The sequence below is a fragment of the Myxococcus qinghaiensis genome (genome assembly GCF_024198215.1).
Classification (GTDB): domain Bacteria; phylum Myxococcota; class Myxococcia; order Myxococcales; family Myxococcaceae; genus Myxococcus; species Myxococcus qinghaiensis.
Genome location: NZ_JAKCFA010000012.1, coordinates 217,001 through 232,322, shown reverse-complemented (window position 1 = coordinate 232,322; position 15,322 = coordinate 217,001). Strand labels below are relative to the sequence as shown.

Genomic DNA, 15,322 nt, shown 5'->3' with positions numbered 1-15,322 from the left:
CACACGGACTCCCCTTCCCAAGAGGAGCCCTCTTCATGTCCGTCCGTCCCTCCCTCCTGGCCTTGACTGCCCTGCTGCTGTCGGCCCCGCCCGTCCTCGCCCAGACGAAGACAGGCGCCGAGCCGCTCGGCACCGCGCTGGAGGGATTGCCCTCCGCCTTCCCCGTGCAGTTGCTCCCCCTGACGGTGGAGGGCCAGGACGTGCGCATGGCCTACCTCGACGTGAAGCCCACCGCGCGCGCCAACGGCCGCACCGTGGTGCTGCTGCACGGCAAGAACTTCTTCGGCGCGTATTGGGAGGCGACCCTCCGCGCCCTCACCGCGGCGGGCTACCGCGTCGTCGCGCCGGACCAGCTCGGCTTCGGCCGCTCCTCCAAGCCGGACATCCACTACAGCTTCCACACGCTCGCCTCGCTGACGAAGCAGCTGCTCGACACGTTGGGCGTGAAGCAGGCCGTCATCCTGGGCCACTCCATGGGCGGCATGGTGGCCACGCGCTTCGCCCTCATGTACCCGGAGACCACCGAGCGGCTCATCCTGGAGAACCCCATCGGCTTGGAGGACTACCGCGAGAAGGTGCCCTGGCAGCCCACGGAGGCGTACTACCGCGAGCAGCTCGCCGTGACGGAGGCGTCCACGCGCAAGTACCACGAGACGTACTACGTGAAGTGGAAGCCCGAGTACGACGTCTGGGTCCAGGTGCTCTACCGCCAGACGCTCAGCGCCGAGTACCCGCGCCTGGCCCGCGTGGCCGCCGCGACGTCTCAAATGATTTACGAGCAGCCCGTGTCCCACGAGTTCCCGCTCGTGAAGCCGCGCACCCTCGTCGTCATCGGCCTGGAGGACCGCACCTTCATCGGCCGAGGCAAGGTGCCCGCCTCCGTCGCCGCGACGCTCGGCCAGTACCCCCAGCTGGGGAAGAAGACCGCCCAGGCGATTCCCCAGGCCACCCTGGTGGAGCTGCCCGCCGTGGGCCACATCCCCCACTTCGAGGCCCCCGAGAAGTTCCACGCCGCCGTGCTCGACTTCCTCGCGAAGTAGGCCCGCCTCGCCCACCCTCCGGGGCTGTGGGTAACTTGGGGACGCCAGACACACTCCCCGCATGGGCTCCAGGCCTCCGGGTTCCGGATTAGAGTCCGCGAATCCGGGGCTTGCGGCCCTGGCGCAGACGGGGGGAGCACATGAAGAAGCTGCTCGGGCCGATGCTGTACGCGAGGAACCAGCCGTCCTGGGACACGTGGTCCTTCTTCGTGAACCTGTACCTCGGTGACTCGGACCCCGCGCGCCCCCCGCCCCTGAAGCTTCGCTTCCAGCGCCTGGACGGCACGGAGCTGACGGAGGCCGTCCAGGCTCCGCCCCGCTCGGTGGCGGACTTCTCCGCGCTGGCGGGCCAGGCCGCGGGGGTGCTGTGGCGGTGGGAGGTGACGCTCTCCCGCGAGGACTCGCCCACGCGGGTGACGTACCGCTTCGAGGCCGGAGAGGGCTGCCCCGCGCTGTCGCAGGTGGACTTCGCCGCGCCCGGCAACCCGGTGAAGCCGTGGAGCGGGGAGGACGTGAGGACGGTGGTGGTGCCCGCGAAGGGCGCCCTGCCTCGCGCGGCCTTCTTCTCCTGCAACGGCGCCAGCGACGCGAAGACGTGGGGCTCGGTGATGCGGATGAAGCGGCCCTTCGGCTGCTGGTCGGACATGCTGGCCCAGCACGAGGAGCCGAAGGAGGGCGGCTTCGAGCTGCTGCTCGGCGGTGGAGACCAGGTGTACGCGGACTCGCTCCTGGACCATGAGCCGCTGGTGGAGTTCCGCAAGCGGGAGCTGGAGCAGAAGTTGGACAGGGACTTCGGGCCGCCGCCGGGCTTCCACGAGCAGATGCTGGCGCGCTACGTGGAGCTGTACTGCGAGCGGTGGAGCGGCTCGGCGGGAATCGCGCCCATGCTGGCGCGGGTGCCGGGCCTGTTCACCTGGGATGACCACGACATCTTCGACGGCTGGGGCTCGCACGAGGCCCTGCAGTCCTGCGAGTGGTTCGAGTCCCTCTACAGCGCCGCCGCGCTGGCCTTCGAGGCCTTCCAGTTGGGCGGGCTGAAGACAGAGGAGAAGAAGCCCGCGAGGCGCAAGCCCTGTGACGCGCACTATCTCCAGACGCTGCGCTTCGCGGGGGAGCAGTGCGACGTGGACCTGGTGGCGTTGGACCTGCGCAGCGGGCGCACGTACCGGCGACAAGTGAACGGGAAGATGGCGCACCAGGTGATGAGCCCGGAGCAATGGGCCGCGCTGGATGCATGGCGACAGGAGCACGCGAAGGACGCGGGGGCGAAGCCGAGGCACGTCATCGTGCTGTCCTCCATTCCGCTGGTGCACCTGCGCTTCGGGCCGTCGGTGGAGACGGTGGGCGGCGACACGGAGCTGCACGACGACATGCTGGACCAGTGGGAGTCCGTCGTGCATCGCGGCGAGCGCATCCGGTTGATGGTGGACCTGCTGCAGCTCGCGAAGATGTCCTGCTGCGCGGTGACGGTGGTGTCCGGGGACGTGCACGTGGGAGCGCGAGGGCTCATCCGCTCGCGCAACCCCGAGCACATCCCCGCGGGCCTCGCGGAGGCGGCGATTGAGCAGGTGACGTCCTCGGGCATCGTCCACCCGCCGCCGAACATGCTCCAGTTCATGGGGATGCGGTTGTTGTCGGAGGAGTCGGTGGATGACCTGCCGTCATACATGCAGACGGAGATGCTCCCGGTGGGCAAGAGCCGCTACCTGCGCGAGCGCAACTGGCTGTCATTGAGGGTGGAGCCCGCGCGCTCGAAAGTCTCGCGTCCGAAGCTGTGGCTGCGCTGGGAGGCCGAGCACACGTCGCTGTCCATGCAGGTGGTGGTGGAGCCTCCGCCGAAGTCGTCACCGCTCGACGCGACGCTGTCTTAGTCCCGAGGCGCCACCTCGCCAGGCGGCCATGCGGGCGGGCCCCGCTGTCGTCGCATGGAGCTTGGTGCGCGCTGGCGTCGCTCCGACATTGAGCCCTGTGTGGAGTCGGCGTGGGGATGCACTCCGCGCCCTTCGACGAGGAGCGCGACATGGCCACGGGCAGCAAGAAGAACGACCCCTCGAAGGGTGGCGGCCACAAGCCGTCCTTCGCGAAGGACCGCGTGGAGCGAGGCCTGGAGGCGGATGACACCCTGCCCCTCTACGCCGCGGACTCCATCCACAGCACCCAGGAGCAGAAGTTCGCGCTCGACAGCGACGCCCCCGTCGGCGGCGACGTGCCCGACATCCGCAGCCCCATCGACGAAGCGGACGAACTGGAGCGCGAGCGCCAGGGACGCGAGCGGGCCCTGGAGCGCCAGGTCGAAGAGGAGGACTGACGCCCTGCGTACCCGAGGCCCGACGCGTCTGTGTGACGACGCGCCGGGTTTCTTCACGGACTACGGCTGCGCGCTGGCGCTGCCCGGCTGCGTGTCGGGCTCCACCGCCATCAGCTTGCCCAGGTTGAGCCCGGACACCTGCTCTTGGATGACCAACGGGTCTCCCACCAGGATGATTTGCAGGGTGGCCGGGTCCAGGTACTTCTCGGCCGCGCGCTGTACGTCGGCCGCGGTGGCGGCGCGCAGCCCCTCCACGGTGCGGTTGAACTCATCCAGCGGCCGGCGCTTGCGGTAGAGCTGTGAGGCGCTGGAGCCCAGTCCCTCCACCGACTCGAAGGCCCCCGGGAAGGCGCGGATGAGGCCCTCTCTCGCGGCGGCCAGCTCCTTTTCGGTGATGGGCCGCGACTTCAGGCCCGTCACCTCTCCCATCGCCTCGTTGAGCGCGGGTCCTGTCGCGTCCGCGCGCACCGACGCATAGGCCGTGAGCGGTCCCACGCCCAGGCGCGGGTCCGTGCTCGCTCCCGCGCCGTAGCTGTAGCCCTTGGCCTCGCGCAGGTTCATGTTGAGTCGGCTGCCGAAGAAACCGCCGAACACGGTGGTGGCCAGCTCCAGCGAGTACTCGTCCGGATTGCCCGCGGCGATGGCGGGACGGCCCAGCATCATCACCGTCTGGTCCAGGCCGGGCTTGGGCACCACGTGAACGAACTGTCGCGCGGGCGCGGGCGGTGCGGGCGGCGCGGGCGGCGGAGTCGCCGGAGCCTTCCAGGCGCCGAAGTGCTGCTTCGCGAAGGCCACGGCCTCGTCCAGGGTGATGTCACCCGTGAGCACGAGCGCCGCGGCGGCCGGGCCCGCGTGCTTCTTGTAGAAGCCCTGGACGTCCTCCAGCGTGAGCGCCTGCACGGAGTCGGGCATGCCCACCGACGAGTGCCCGTACGGGTGCGTGTTCCCGAAGACGGAGGACAGGAAGACAATCTGCCCCAGCGCGGTGGGCTGCCCCAGGCGGCGCACCAGGTCCGCGAGCTGCTGCTTCTTGCGCCGCTCGAAGGCCTTGGGCGCGAAGGTGGGCCGGAGGGTGACGTCCGCCAGCAACGCCAGCGCGGCGTCCACGTTGCGAGTCAGCACGCGCACGCCCACCTGCGCGCCGTCCGGTGACACCTCCTGGAAGGGCGATACGCCCAGGTCCGCGAAGGCGTTGTCCAGCGCCACCGTGTCGCGCGTGCCCGCGCCCTCCAGCAGCATCCGGTACGTCAGGTCGGCCAGGCCATTCTTGCCCACCGGGTCCTGCGCGCTGCCCGCCGCGAAGGTGAGGCCCGCGAAGACGAGCGGCAGCTCACGCCGGGTGCTCACCAGCACGGTGAGCCCGTTGTCGAGCGTGGCCTTCTGGAAGGTGGGCAGCACCAGCTCCGGCGGCTTGCCAGGCGGGGGCGGCGTCGCACGGAAGGCCTCCGCGTCTGCGGGCGTCGCGGGCTTCGGGGCCTGAGGCGCGGAGGTGTCCTGGGGCTCGGACGTCGCGGGCTTCTGCTGGCTGGCGCAGCCGGCGAGCGAGACGGTGACGAGGGCGGTGATGAGGCGGCGCATCAGTGGCGCTCCTTCGGTTCGACGGGTGCCTGCTTCCGCGCGGGCGGCACGGCGTGGAGGATGACGCGAGCATCGGGACGCAGCGTGTCGCGGGTGAAGAGCTTCACGGACTCGGGCGTCACCGTCTCGTAGCGCGCCAGGTCCTGCGCCACGTAGCTGGGCTCGCCGACGAAGTGGTTGTAGCTCTGCAGCACGTCCGCCTTGCCACCGAAGCCGCCGATGGACTGGAGGCCCGCCAGCGTGCGCGTGTCATAGCGGGTGCGGGCGCGCTGGATTTCCTCCGGGGTGATGCCGTTGCGGCGGATGTCCTCGAGCACCGCGTCCACTTCCTTCAGCAGCGCGTCCGTGGACACGCCAGGCCGCGCCACCACGTCGAGCGTGAAGACGGACTGCGCGCCCTGGCTCTGCTGGGTGACGTTGACGCTCTGGGCCAGCTGCTTGTCGAGCACCAGGCGGCGGTAGAGGCGGCTCGCCTTGCCGGTGCCGAGCGCCGTGGCCACCACGTCCGCGGTGGCGTCCCCGTCCTCGAAGTACCCGGGCGTCAGCCACTGGATGGACAAGAGGGGCAGCGTGGCCACGCGCTCCTCCTGGCGGAGGACGACGGGCTTGGAGAGCTTCACCGAGGCGACCTCGGGCTTCGTCGGCTTGGGGTGGCTGGGCAGCGAGCCGAAGTACTTCTCGATGAGGGCCTTCGTCTTGGCCACGTCGAAGTCACCGACGACGGCGAGCGTGGCGTTGGAGGGCGCGTACCACTGGCGGAAGAAGGCCTTCACGTCGTCCGGCGTGGCGGCGTCCAGGTCCTTCATCGAGCCGATGACGTCCCCGTGGTACGGGTGCGGCAGGGGGAAGAGGGCGTGCCAGGCCGCCTCGCGGGCGAGGCCATAGGGGGCGGTCTCCGTGCCCTGGCGGCGCTCGTTCTTCACCACCTCGCGCTGGGTGGCGAGCTTCTCCGGGGTGAGCGCGTCGAGCAGGAAGCCCATGCGGTCGCTCTCCAGCCAGAGGGCGGTCTCCAGGTGGTGGGTGGGCACCGTCTCGAAGTAGTTGGTGCGGTCGAAGCTGGTGGTGCCGTTGAGGTCGGTGGCGCCGAGCTGCTCCAGCATGGGGATGTGCACGTCATCCGCCACGTTGCGCGAGCCCTGGAACATCATGTGCTCGAAGAGGTGGGCGAAGCCGGTGCGGCCGGGCTGCTCGTGGTAGGCGCCGACGTGGTACCAGATGTTGACGGAGACGACGGGGAGCTTGCGGTCGACGGAGAGGATGACCTCCAGTCCGTTCGGCAGCGTGTACTTCTCGTAGGGGATGGCGAGCGCTTCGCGACCGGGCTCCAGCGGCTTCGCCTCTTGTGCTGAGAGAGCGAGTGCCGGGAGCCCGAAGACGACGAGGGCTGCGGCGACGAGGGCCTTCATTCGGGACAAGGTTCCTCCGGGGCTTCCGTGCCAGGGACTCACCTCGCGCTTAGCACGCGTCCCTCGCCGGGTGGGCAAGGAATGACAGTCGGAATGGGTGGCGGGTGACAACTGTTGAGGGCCGCCTCGGTGGGGGGCGAGGTGTCGGCTGACTCGTGTCCCCGCGCGAGACGCTCCATGAGACACTGGAGTGCATGGTTTCCCCTGTCGGCGTCACGCCTCGCTGCGCGGTCCACCCGGAGGTGGACGCGGGGGCGACGTGTCAGCGCTGCGGCGGCTTCGTCTGCGAGGCGTGCACCACGTGGGTGATGGGCGTGCTGTATTGCGCGGCCTGCTCGCTGCGCCCGGAGGTGAACTACCTGGAGGTCTTCCGACTGAAGCTCTGGGGGCGGCGCGACACGAACGCGTGGCTGGTGGGGGGCGGGACGCTCGTGCTGCTCGCGGGGGTGCTGACGGCGTTCGTCGAGGGTGAGTGGCGGCTGGCGCTGGTGATGCTCGGCTCCGCGGGCGTGGGTGGGGCGTTCTACCTGGGGCAGCGCTGGGCGAGGACGGCGCTGGTGTTCACGCCGGTGGTCGCGGGCCTGGTGGGCATGGCGCTGTTCGGCCCGGTGATGTTGGTGGGTGGGTTCCTGCTTTTCGTCACCGCGTTGCAAATCTTCCTCGACCCGAGGAGCCGACTCTTCTTCCGGGTGGACGTGTCGGAGAAGGAGCTGCGGCGGCTGTGGGACTTGCGCGTGAACAACCCGTTGGCGAGGCATGCGCTGTCGATGGGCTTCGCGTCGTTCTTCTTTCCGTTGTTCGGTCCGCCGGCGGTGGTCCTGGGGGCTCTCGCGTTGCGGAAGGTGGATGCGCGGGCGAGGCCTCCCATCGGCCGGGGGTGGCAGGCGCTGGCGGGCATGCTGCTGGGCGCGGGAGGGATGGCGCTGTGGGTGCTGGTGCTGGGGCCGCTGATGAAGGGCCTGCTGGAGCGGCTTCCCGCCTGAGTGCCGGCTCGCCGCCCCGGCGCGCGCGGGGGGTGTGGTGCCTTCCATGGCCAAGGTGCCCACGGTGAGAGGTGGGAGGCCACGACATGGCGAATGAAAACGAGGGACGGGAAGAGGCAGGCGAGCGCCCGAGCACGTCGACGGAGGAGCTCCGCGCGAAGCGGCACGAGTCGCGGACGGCGCGGACGTACTCGTTCTTCTTGAAGGACCTGGAGGCGAGGGCGGGCGTCGACCGTCCGCTCGCGGAACGGGCGGCGGAGTCGGTGCTGTGCACGCTGGAGCAGCGATTGATGGGCGGAGAGGTGAAGGACCTGGAGGCGCAGCTTCCCGAGAAGGTCAGGGACCTTTTGCAACGCTGCCCACGACACGAGGGCCTGCCTCCCCGCAAGTTCAAGATGCTGGAGTTCATCCAGATGGTCGCCGACGATTTGGACACGACACCGAACGAAGCGGAGCGCCTCACGAGGGCCGTGTTCGCCACGGTGCGCGAGCATGTCTCCGAGGGCGAGACGGATGAAGTGATTGGCCAGCTCCCCGCGGACTTGCGCGCGCTGTGGGTTCCGGAGGTGTGAACCAGACGTGTGTCATTCCGCGAGGAGTGATGAAGCCAGACGGCGCACGTCCTCGGAGTCATCGCGGGCGACCACGTCGCGCAAGAGCTCACCGGCCGCGTGCTCCACGGTGAGCAGCGTCCCCAGCATCCGCACCACCTCGGCGCGGACCTGGGGTTCTGTCTCCATGCGCAGCGACTGCGCCACCGCGCGCAGGTGAGGCCCGGCCACGCGCCGCGAAATCATCACCGCCGCCTGCACGCGCACCCGCGCCTCCGGGTCCTCCAACAGCACCCGGTCCAACAAGACATCCACGTCCGTACCGGCCATCGCCCCCAGTGCCTCCGTGGCCGCCACGCGCACCTCCACAGAACGGTGTGACAGCGCCGCGCGCGCGTACTCCAACCCCCGAGCCGAGCCCGCCCGAGCCAGCGCCCGCAGGCACGTCTCCGCATCCAACCGCTTCGCCTCACATCGCCCCATCAATCCATCGAGCACCCCAAGCGCACGCCCAGGTTCGGAGCGCTCCATCCCCTTCACCAACGAACCCAACGCCAACCCGACCGCGCGCCTCAGCTCACCCTCCTTCGTCGCCCCCACGGCCCGCGCCAGCGCTTGCGTCAGCTCCGCCGAGGGCTGCGCCACCTTCCCCACCGCCGTCGCCACCAACGCTCGAGTCGTCACCCGCAGCCGCGACTCTCCCAGCAACCGCGCCAGCTCCCGCTGCGCCTCGAGAGTGCCAGCGCTCCCCAGTGCCTCCAGCACCTGCGCCACCACGCCTTCCTTCACCGCTCCCTGCCGCACACGCCGCGCCGCCAGCCCTGCCTTCGCTGGCAACAAGCGAAACAGCGCCGCCAATCGCTCACGAGCCTGACTCCGCTCCTGCTCTCGCGTCTCCGTCTCCAGCACACTGAGCAGTACATCCAGCGTCGCGTCCCCCACCAGCCGCCGGTCCCACTCCACCGCCACCGCCCCCACGCGCGGAGTCTCCAGCCCCGTGAGCGGCTCCGCACGCAGCCGACCCCGAGCCTCCCGAAACGTCCGCATCGACAACGCCGTATGCCTCGGAGTCTCCAGCCGGGTCAGCGCCACTCGAGTCTCCGCGCGAGTCTGGGGCAGCCCCGTCTCGCGGCCTCCCTGCTCCACCACGTCAGAGCCCGTCACCTCCCGCACCAACCCGTCCTCATCGAGCATGAAGTCCAGGTGCCCACGCAGCCGAGGCACCACCACGCCCGGCCCCCGAGGCCCCATTGGCGCCCACAGCGGCAGCTCCGTCCGCAGGTAGCGCCGCTTCGTCTTCACATACGTGTTCACGCTCCCCCCCGCGCGGTACTCCGACTCGTAGTCCCCCGTGGGGTCCGTCTCCTCCGTGCTCCAACTCCGTCCGTCCTCCGCGACGAACTGGGTGGCCGCCAGCAGCAGCCGCAAGAACCGTCGCGTCTCCGCATCCACCTCCTCCTCGAAGTGGACGGAGAGCACGCGCCCCCGCGCGTCCTGGGCCACGAACACGGGCCGCTCCAGTCGCGAGCGGAAGGCACTCAAAGCCTCATCGCTCAGCGGCTCCACCCGAGTGGGCTCCACCCGCGCCGAGAAGAAGTGCTGCCCTCCCTCCTCACCCAGGTAAGTCAGCTCCAGCACCCCACTCCAGCCAAGGTGCCTCCAGTTGCGCCCCGTCTCCGCGCCAGGAATGTGCTCGGCCGAGCGCACGTCCAAATCGAACGCATACCGGTGCTCCAGCCCTGGCTTCAGCACGCGCTGACGGCCGCGCTTCCCCGGTGGGACTGTCTTTGGGACAACGGTGGAAAGGGGCTCGTCGGAGCGCGGTGCGGGGTGGCTCACCGAGATGACCTGGGTCGTCGCGGGAGGCTTCCATCCCCTGGCCGACTCGAAGCTCCACAGGGCCACCAGCGCCAGCAAGGCGATGAGGAGCACCAGGTTCTTCGAGTGAGGGGACACGGCTCCTGGGGATACGGAGCCAGCCGCGCTTCCTGGTCGTCAGCCGCTCGTGACGCGGTGCCCCGACCTCCGCTCCCCCGCGCTCACCGAACGCTCAGTGACCGCCGAGCCGCAGCTCCAGCTCCGCCAGCTCCCGCTTCATGGTGGGGTCCGACTCGCGAAGTCCCTCCACCTTGCGCACGGCGGAGATGACGGTGGAGTGGTCCTTGCTGAAGCGCGACGCAATCTCCGGGAACGAGCTCTTGGTCAGCTTGCGGCTCAGGTACATCGCCACCTGCCGCGCATGCGCCAGCGCCTTGTGACGGCGGTCTTCCTTCAGCGACTCCACCGTGACTTTGTAGAAGCGGGCGACTTCGCGCTGGATGGCTTCCACGTCCACCACGTGCTGCGCGGGGAGGATGTCGCGCAGCACCTCCGCGGCGAACTCCTCCGTCACCGGCTGGCGCGTCAGGCTGTGCACCGCCGACAGCTTCACCAGCGCGCCCTCCAACTCGCGCACGTTCTTCTGGATGTGCTTGGCGATGAAGTGCGCCACCGCGTCCGGCAGGTCCAGGTTCTCCGCCACGGCCTTCTTCTGGAGGATGGCCACCCGAGTCTCGTACGTGGGCTCGCGGATGTCCGTCATCAACCCCATGGTGAAGCGACTGCGCAGCCGCTCCTCCAGGCCCGGAATCTCCGCGGGCACCGTGTCGCTGGTGAGGATGATGGCCTTGCCCAGCTCGTAGAGCGTGTTGAAGGTGTAGAAGAACTCCTTCTGCGTCTCCTCGCGCTTGCCCAGGAACTGGATGTCGTCGATGAGCAGCACGTCGCACTCTTCCCGGAACTTCCGGCGGAAGTCCGTCATGCGGTGCTCGCGGACGCTCTCCACGTACTCGTTGGTGAACTGCTCGCTCGACAGGAACACCACGCGCTGCGAGGGGTCCTTCTCCCAGATGTGGTTGCCCACCGCCTGCAGCAGGTGCGTCTTCCCCAGGCCCGTGCCGCCGTAGATGTAGAGCGGGTTGTAGTGGTGGCCCGGCTTGTCCGACACGGCCTGCGCCGCCGCCGCCGGCAGCTGGTTGCTGTCCGCCACCACGAAGGTGCTGAACGTGAAGCGGCTGTTCAGCCTCGAAGGACGGCCGATGCTCACCTTCACCGTGGGTGTGGGCGGGAAGTGGCCTTCCGGGACGAGTCCCTCCACCACTTCGTAGGCCACGGACACCAATCCGTCACCCAGCCGCGCCAGGTGTCCCTCCAGCAATCCGCGGTAGTGGTCATCCACCCAGTCGCGAAAGAAGCGGTCCGGAACACCCAGGACGAGGGCCCCGTCACGGACCTCCAGCGCACGCACCCTGTCCAGCCACTGGAGCGCGTACTGACGGCCCTCCTGACGGATGGCCTCCAGCATCTTGTTCCAGAGAATTCCGGCACTTGGAATGGAGGGTGCGACCTGGGCGAGGGCGTTCAAGTGTGTCTCAACCGTGCAAAGCGGAGGGAGTTACGAGCGTCGGGCGGTGCTAACAGACGCTTCCAAGTGGATCAAGCTACCGACCCAAAGCGGCGCCGTTGAAGGATCTTTTCCAGGCCCGGATGATCGGCAACGGCCATGCCGCTCCGGCGCCGTTGTGGGGATCCGCTCGACTCCCCCCAACCGCTGGGGTCCCGCTGTCCCGACTTGACTGTGAGTACGGAATGCAAAAGGACGCGGCTTCGTGCGCGCGAGCGTTTTCGATGGGCCGTGGCCACCCCTTATAGGAAGCGCATGGAGACGTCGGAGGGACCCAGGTTGCGATCCGCCGAGAGGCCCGGGCTTCCGTTTCCGGACCCCTTCAAGGAGCCGGACGCTCCCTCGGCGGGCGGGGGAGGACGGTTTGGTTCCCAGGATCGGGAAAATGGGGCGGCGGAAGGTGATCCTCCGTTGACTTACCCCGGAAATGGGGTTACGCCCCCGGCCCTTTCCCTAGTTCAGGTCGCGCCGGAGCAGCAGGAGGCGCCGCCCATCATCAAGGAGTTCAAGCCGTGTCCAAGCGCACGTACCAGCCGTCGAAGCTGCGCCGCAACCGCACCCACGGGTTCCGCAAGCGCAACGCCACCAAGTCCGGCCGGGATGTCCTCAAGCGCCGCCGTGCGAAGGGCCGCAAGCGGCTGGTCGTGTCGGCTGCGAAGAAGTAGGCGAGTCCGCGTGTGAGGGCCGAGGGTGCGACGCCGGGGCAGCAGGGCCCGGCAGACCAGCGCTTCCCCAAGGCCCTTCGCCTGCTCAGCAGGCGTGAGTTCCTCGAGGTCCAGGACGGCGGGCAGAAACTCCCCTCCGACTGTCTCCTCGCTCTCTACAAGCGCAATGGCCGGGCGTACTCCCGTGTTGGCCTCACCGTGTCGAGCAAGGTGGGAAACGCGGTGGTACGAGCGCGCCTGAGGCGGGTGCTGCGGGAGTTGTTCCGCAAGCGCCGCATGCAATGGCCTTCGGGCCTGGACGTGGTGTTGGTGGCGCGCTCGTCCGCGAAGGAAGCCTCCTTCGTGGCTCTGTCCCGCGCCTTCGACGGTGTCACCCGTAAGCTGCAGCGGCTCCCGCCGGCCGCCGAGCCGAAGCCGAAGGAGCCTCCCAGATGAGCCCGCTCGCCTTCGCCATCTCGCTGCCCATCCGGTTCTACCGGAAGTTCCTCGGGCCGCTCCTGCCGAAGGTGTGCCGCTTCCACCCCTCCTGCTCCACCTACGCCATGGAGGCGCTGGAAAAGCACGGAGGCCTCAAGGGCTCCTGGCTCACCGTGTGGCGCCTGATGCGCTGCCAGCCTTTTCACCCCGGTGGCATCGACCCGGTGCCGTGACGGGGCTTCCACCCCTTGCCGCACCCTCCCCCGAGGGGAGGGACCTCTATGAACGATCCGCTCTCGCCCCAGTCGAACGACTCCCAGAAGCGGCTGCTGGTCGCCCTGCTGCTCTCCTTCGCCGTCACCGCCGGATGGATGTTCCTCTTCCCGCCCCCGCCGGCCGCCCCTGGCGCCGACGACGCGGGGGTGACGACCACCGGCGCGGCGCAGGACGCGGGCACCACCGCCCAGGCCGCTGTCCTCCCCCCCTCCGGTGAGGGCACGCCGCCCCCCGGCACGCCTTCAGATGCCACCCCTCCCCCGCCCGCACGGCAGGTGGAGCTGATGCGCAAGGAGTCCGTCTACCGCTTCTCCTCGCAGGGCGCGGGTCTGACGGAGGCCCAACTGCAGGGCGTGAAGATGCGGGAGCAGCACTCGCTCACGCTGTCCCAGGGCTTCCAGCTGCTGGTGGGCAAGGAGGTGCCTCCCGCGCCGCAGATGAACCTGGCGCAGCCGGTGCCCAACGAGCCGCTGCCGCTGTCCGTCACGATTGAGGGCTCGAGCCCCCTGCCGAAGAACGTGCCCTACGCCGTGGAGGAGAAGAAGGGCGGCGAGTCCGAGTCCATCACCTTCACCGGCCGCCAGGGTCCGTGGGAAGTCGTGAAGGTGCTCCAGTGGCCGCGCGAGGGCTTCGAGCTCACGTACACCATCCAGGTGAAGAACACCTCCGGACAGCCGCAGAACGGCGAGCTTCAAGTTCACTACGGCCGCGCCATCGACCCGAACTTCGAGCACGCCCCGTCCTTCTTCGGCGGCGTGGGCAACCTGAGCCGCTCCGCGTGCTGGGTGGACGAGAAGCTCCACAACATGAACCCGGGCGACGACAAGCCCGAGGACACCAAGGGGCAGATCCACTTCTTCGGCATCAACCAGCAGTACTTCCTGTCCGCGCTCTACCCGCTGGACGGCCCGCGCCCCGGTCACTGCATCCTCACCGCCACGCCCACCGCGCGGCAGGTGACGGCGGCCTTCCCGCTCAGCGTGGGCGCCGGTGAGACCGTGACGTTGCGGCTCGGCGGCTACCTGGGCCCCAAGGACCCGGACCTGATGGCCGTGGTGCCAGGGCCTGAGCTGCGTCAGGCCGCGGGAATGGGCGAGGCCGTGTTCCACCCGAAGCTCGAGGACACCGTCGACTTCGGCATCTGGGCGGTCATCTGCAAGATTCTGCTGGGCATCATGAAGTTCTTCCACGGCCTGACGGGCAACTGGGGCGTGGCCATCATCCTGCTCACCGTCGTGGTGAAGCTGGTGCTGCTGCCGCTCACCTACCGCTCCATGGTCAGCATGGAAGAGGTGAAGAAGCTCCAGCCGCGCATGGAGGAGATCCGCAAGAAGCACGCGGACAACCGCGAGCAGCAGAACCTCGAAATCATGAAGCTGTACCAGGAGGCGAAGGTCAATCCGCTCGGCGGCTGCCTCCCGCTGCTCATCCAGATGCCAGTCTGGATTGCGCTCTTCACGGCGCTGCGCAACAGCTTCGACCTGTACGGTGAGCCCTTCTTCGGTCCTATCTGGAGGGACCTGACCTACAAGGACCCCACGTACCTGCTGCCCCTGGCGCTGGGCATCTCGATGATCATCACCCAGAAGATGCAGCCGCAGATGATGGATGCCACCCAGGCCAAAATCATGACCTGGTTCGTGCCCGGCATCTTCACGCTGACGCTGCTCCAGTACCCGGCGGGCCTGTCGCTCTACATCTTCACCAACAACATCCTCTCCATCGGGCAGCAGTACGGGCTCCGGAAGTGGCTGGACCGGAAGAACAAGCCCCAGGCGGGTGGCGGGACGCCGGCGGTGGCGACAGCGGGAGGAAAACGCAAGTGAGCGAGCAGCAGGTTCCTCAGCAGGCCCCCGCGGGCGGCGCTCCGGGCTCGGGTAGCACTCCGGCCCCGGACTTCCGGCCGCGCGTGGAGAAGCTCCTCGGTGACATCCTCGGGCTGATGGGCTTCCCCGCGCGCCTGGACATGCAGGACGCGGCGGATGGCAGCCTGTCCGTCGCGCTGCACTTCGAGGCGGGCCCTCCTCCCGGCGTGGAGCAGGGCCGCCGCAGTCAGGTGCTGGACTCGCTCCAGTTCCTGCTCAACAAGATGCTGCACCGTCCCGGCGTCGAGCGGCGCTGGGTGGTGCTGGGCTGCGGTGCGCACCCGGAGCCCCGGCAGCGTCGCGAACCGCAGCAGCAGGCCCCCGCGCAGGCGCCCGCCCCCGTGGCTGGCGCGGCGGCGGCTCCCGCTCCGGCGGCGGCTCCCCGGGCTCAGGAGAAGGCGCAACAGCCCCAGGCTCCCGCACAGGCGAAGCAGGCACGGGGAGCGGCAGCGGCCCAGGCTCCGGCGGCTCGGGGCGCGGGACCCAAGGGCGCCGCGGGCGGCGAGTCGGATGAGCGCTCGGTGGCCGTGGAAGAGGATGCGGCGTTGCGAGAGGCGGTCCGGAAGCTCGCGGAGAAGTCCGCCAGCCTGGGGCGCTTCTACGCGCTCGCCGCGATGAAACAGGACGACCGCGCGCGCGTCTTGAAGGCGGTAGAAGGTGTCGCGGGGTTGAAGGTGTCGGCCGAAGGCGAGGGTCGCAACCGCCGTGTGGTGTTCACTCCGGAGAAGCCGGCGCCGCTGCCCAAGCGGAGCTTGCTGCCGGATGATGACGAGGACGATTTCGACGAGTGA

At 69.2% G+C, this 15,322-nt stretch carries 14 protein-coding genes; 10 read left to right on the top strand and 4 right to left on the bottom strand.

Features of this window, described 5'->3' with window-relative positions; translation table 11 throughout:
- The first annotated feature begins 35 nt into the window (after window positions 1-35).
- The 3 genes from LZ199_RS23710 (at window position 36) to LZ199_RS23700 (ending at window position 3,348) form a co-directional block, all read left to right on the top strand.
- On the top strand, window positions 36-1,040 hold the full coding sequence (locus LZ199_RS23710) for an alpha/beta fold hydrolase (RefSeq protein WP_253996012.1): 1,005 nt from the start codon (window positions 36-38) through the stop codon (window positions 1,038-1,040).
- Between the two features lie 140 nt (window positions 1,041-1,180).
- Entirely contained in the window at window positions 1,181-2,911 is a 1,731-nt protein-coding gene (locus LZ199_RS23705; protein ID WP_253996011.1) for an alkaline phosphatase D family protein, read from the top strand.
- A gap of 116 nt (window positions 2,912-3,027) precedes the next feature.
- Window positions 3,028-3,348, top strand: coding sequence for a hypothetical protein (locus tag LZ199_RS23700; protein WP_407667235.1), 321 nt, complete (start codon window positions 3,028-3,030; stop codon window positions 3,346-3,348).
- A gap of 60 nt (window positions 3,349-3,408) precedes the next feature.
- Here LZ199_RS23700 and LZ199_RS23695 read toward each other — a convergent pair whose 3' ends face one another.
- Together LZ199_RS23695 and LZ199_RS23690 are read right to left on the bottom strand one after the other, a co-directional pair.
- Window positions 3,409-4,926, bottom strand: coding sequence for an insulinase family protein (locus LZ199_RS23695; RefSeq protein ID WP_253996010.1), 1,518 nt, complete (start codon window positions 4,924-4,926; stop codon window positions 3,409-3,411).
- Complete coding sequence (locus LZ199_RS23690; protein WP_253996009.1) at window positions 4,926-6,332, bottom strand: M16 family metallopeptidase; 1,407 nt, start codon at window positions 6,330-6,332, stop codon at window positions 4,926-4,928. Before LZ199_RS23690 ends, LZ199_RS23695 begins: the two co-directional genes overlap by 1 nt.
- A 194-nt stretch (window positions 6,333-6,526) precedes the next feature.
- Here LZ199_RS23690 and LZ199_RS23685 point away from each other — a divergent pair, with 194 nt between their 5' ends.
- Window positions 6,527-7,315: a DUF4190 domain-containing protein gene (locus LZ199_RS23685; RefSeq protein ID WP_253996008.1), complete on the top strand. Its 789-nt coding sequence runs from the start codon at window positions 6,527-6,529 to the stop codon at window positions 7,313-7,315.
- A gap of 86 nt (window positions 7,316-7,401) precedes the next feature.
- Window positions 7,402-7,887, top strand: a complete 486-nt coding sequence (locus LZ199_RS23680) for a DUF2267 domain-containing protein (protein WP_253996007.1) — start codon at window positions 7,402-7,404, stop codon at window positions 7,885-7,887.
- A 12-nt stretch (window positions 7,888-7,899) separates the two neighbouring features.
- Here LZ199_RS23680 and LZ199_RS23675 read toward each other — a convergent pair whose 3' ends face one another.
- Window positions 7,900-9,822 carry a HEAT repeat domain-containing protein gene (locus LZ199_RS23675; RefSeq protein WP_253996006.1) on the bottom strand — a complete coding sequence of 641 codons (1,923 nt, stop codon included), beginning with the start codon at window positions 9,820-9,822 and terminating at the stop codon, window positions 7,900-7,902.
- Window positions 9,823-9,916: 94 nt separating this feature from the next.
- Window positions 9,917-11,269 carry a chromosomal replication initiator protein DnaA gene (gene dnaA / locus LZ199_RS23670; protein ID WP_253996005.1) on the bottom strand — a complete coding sequence of 451 codons (1,353 nt, stop codon included), beginning with the start codon at window positions 11,267-11,269 and terminating at the stop codon, window positions 9,917-9,919.
- A 551-nt stretch (window positions 11,270-11,820) separates the two neighbouring features.
- On the opposite strand from dnaA, the gene rpmH reads away from it, so the two are divergent.
- Genes rpmH through LZ199_RS23645 form a run of 5 tightly spaced genes read left to right on the top strand, consistent with a single transcriptional unit; the run spans window position 11,821 to window position 15,322 of the window.
- Window positions 11,821-11,973: a 50S ribosomal protein L34 gene (gene rpmH / locus LZ199_RS23665; RefSeq protein WP_141648952.1), complete on the top strand. Its 153-nt coding sequence runs from the start codon at window positions 11,821-11,823 to the stop codon at window positions 11,971-11,973.
- Between the two features lie 12 nt (window positions 11,974-11,985).
- Window positions 11,986-12,408: a ribonuclease P protein component gene (gene rnpA, locus LZ199_RS23660; protein ID WP_163868635.1), complete on the top strand. Its 423-nt coding sequence runs from the start codon at window positions 11,986-11,988 to the stop codon at window positions 12,406-12,408.
- Entirely contained in the window at window positions 12,405-12,623 is a 219-nt protein-coding gene (gene yidD, locus LZ199_RS23655; protein ID WP_253996004.1) for a membrane protein insertion efficiency factor YidD, read from the top strand. Before rnpA ends, yidD begins: the two co-directional genes overlap by 4 nt.
- A gap of 48 nt (window positions 12,624-12,671) precedes the next feature.
- The gene (gene yidC / locus LZ199_RS23650; RefSeq protein ID WP_253996003.1) at window positions 12,672-14,492 is read left to right on the top strand and encodes a membrane protein insertase YidC; all 1,821 of its coding nucleotides are present in this window, start codon (window positions 12,672-12,674) and stop codon (window positions 14,490-14,492) included.
- The gene (locus LZ199_RS23645; RefSeq protein ID WP_253996002.1) at window positions 14,489-15,322 is read left to right on the top strand and encodes a hypothetical protein; all 834 of its coding nucleotides are present in this window, start codon (window positions 14,489-14,491) and stop codon (window positions 15,320-15,322) included. The genes yidC and LZ199_RS23645 overlap by 4 nt, the downstream gene beginning before the upstream one ends.

Bases quoted from the DNA above. Each gene is read 5' to 3' on its own strand.
- LZ199_RS23710 (WP_253996012.1), top strand. From the start codon at position 36: ATGTCCGTCCGTCCCTCCCTCCTGGCCTTGACTGCCCTGCTGCTGTCG.
- LZ199_RS23705 (WP_253996011.1), top strand. From the start codon at position 1,181: ATGAAGAAGCTGCTCGGGCCGATGCTGTACGCGAGGAACCAGCCGTCC.
- LZ199_RS23700 (WP_407667235.1), top strand. From the start codon at position 3,028: ATGCACTCCGCGCCCTTCGACGAGGAGCGCGACATGGCCACGGGCAGC.
- LZ199_RS23695 (WP_253996010.1), bottom strand. From the start codon at position 4,926: ATGCGCCGCCTCATCACCGCCCTCGTCACCGTCTCGCTCGCCGGCTGC.
- LZ199_RS23690 (WP_253996009.1), bottom strand. From the start codon at position 6,332: ATGAAGGCCCTCGTCGCCGCAGCCCTCGTCGTCTTCGGGCTCCCGGCA.
- LZ199_RS23685 (WP_253996008.1), top strand. From the start codon at position 6,527: ATGGTTTCCCCTGTCGGCGTCACGCCTCGCTGCGCGGTCCACCCGGAG.
- LZ199_RS23680 (WP_253996007.1), top strand. From the start codon at position 7,402: ATGGCGAATGAAAACGAGGGACGGGAAGAGGCAGGCGAGCGCCCGAGC.
- yidD (WP_253996004.1), top strand. From the start codon at position 12,405: ATGAGCCCGCTCGCCTTCGCCATCTCGCTGCCCATCCGGTTCTACCGG.
- yidC (WP_253996003.1), top strand. From the start codon at position 12,672: ATGAACGATCCGCTCTCGCCCCAGTCGAACGACTCCCAGAAGCGGCTG.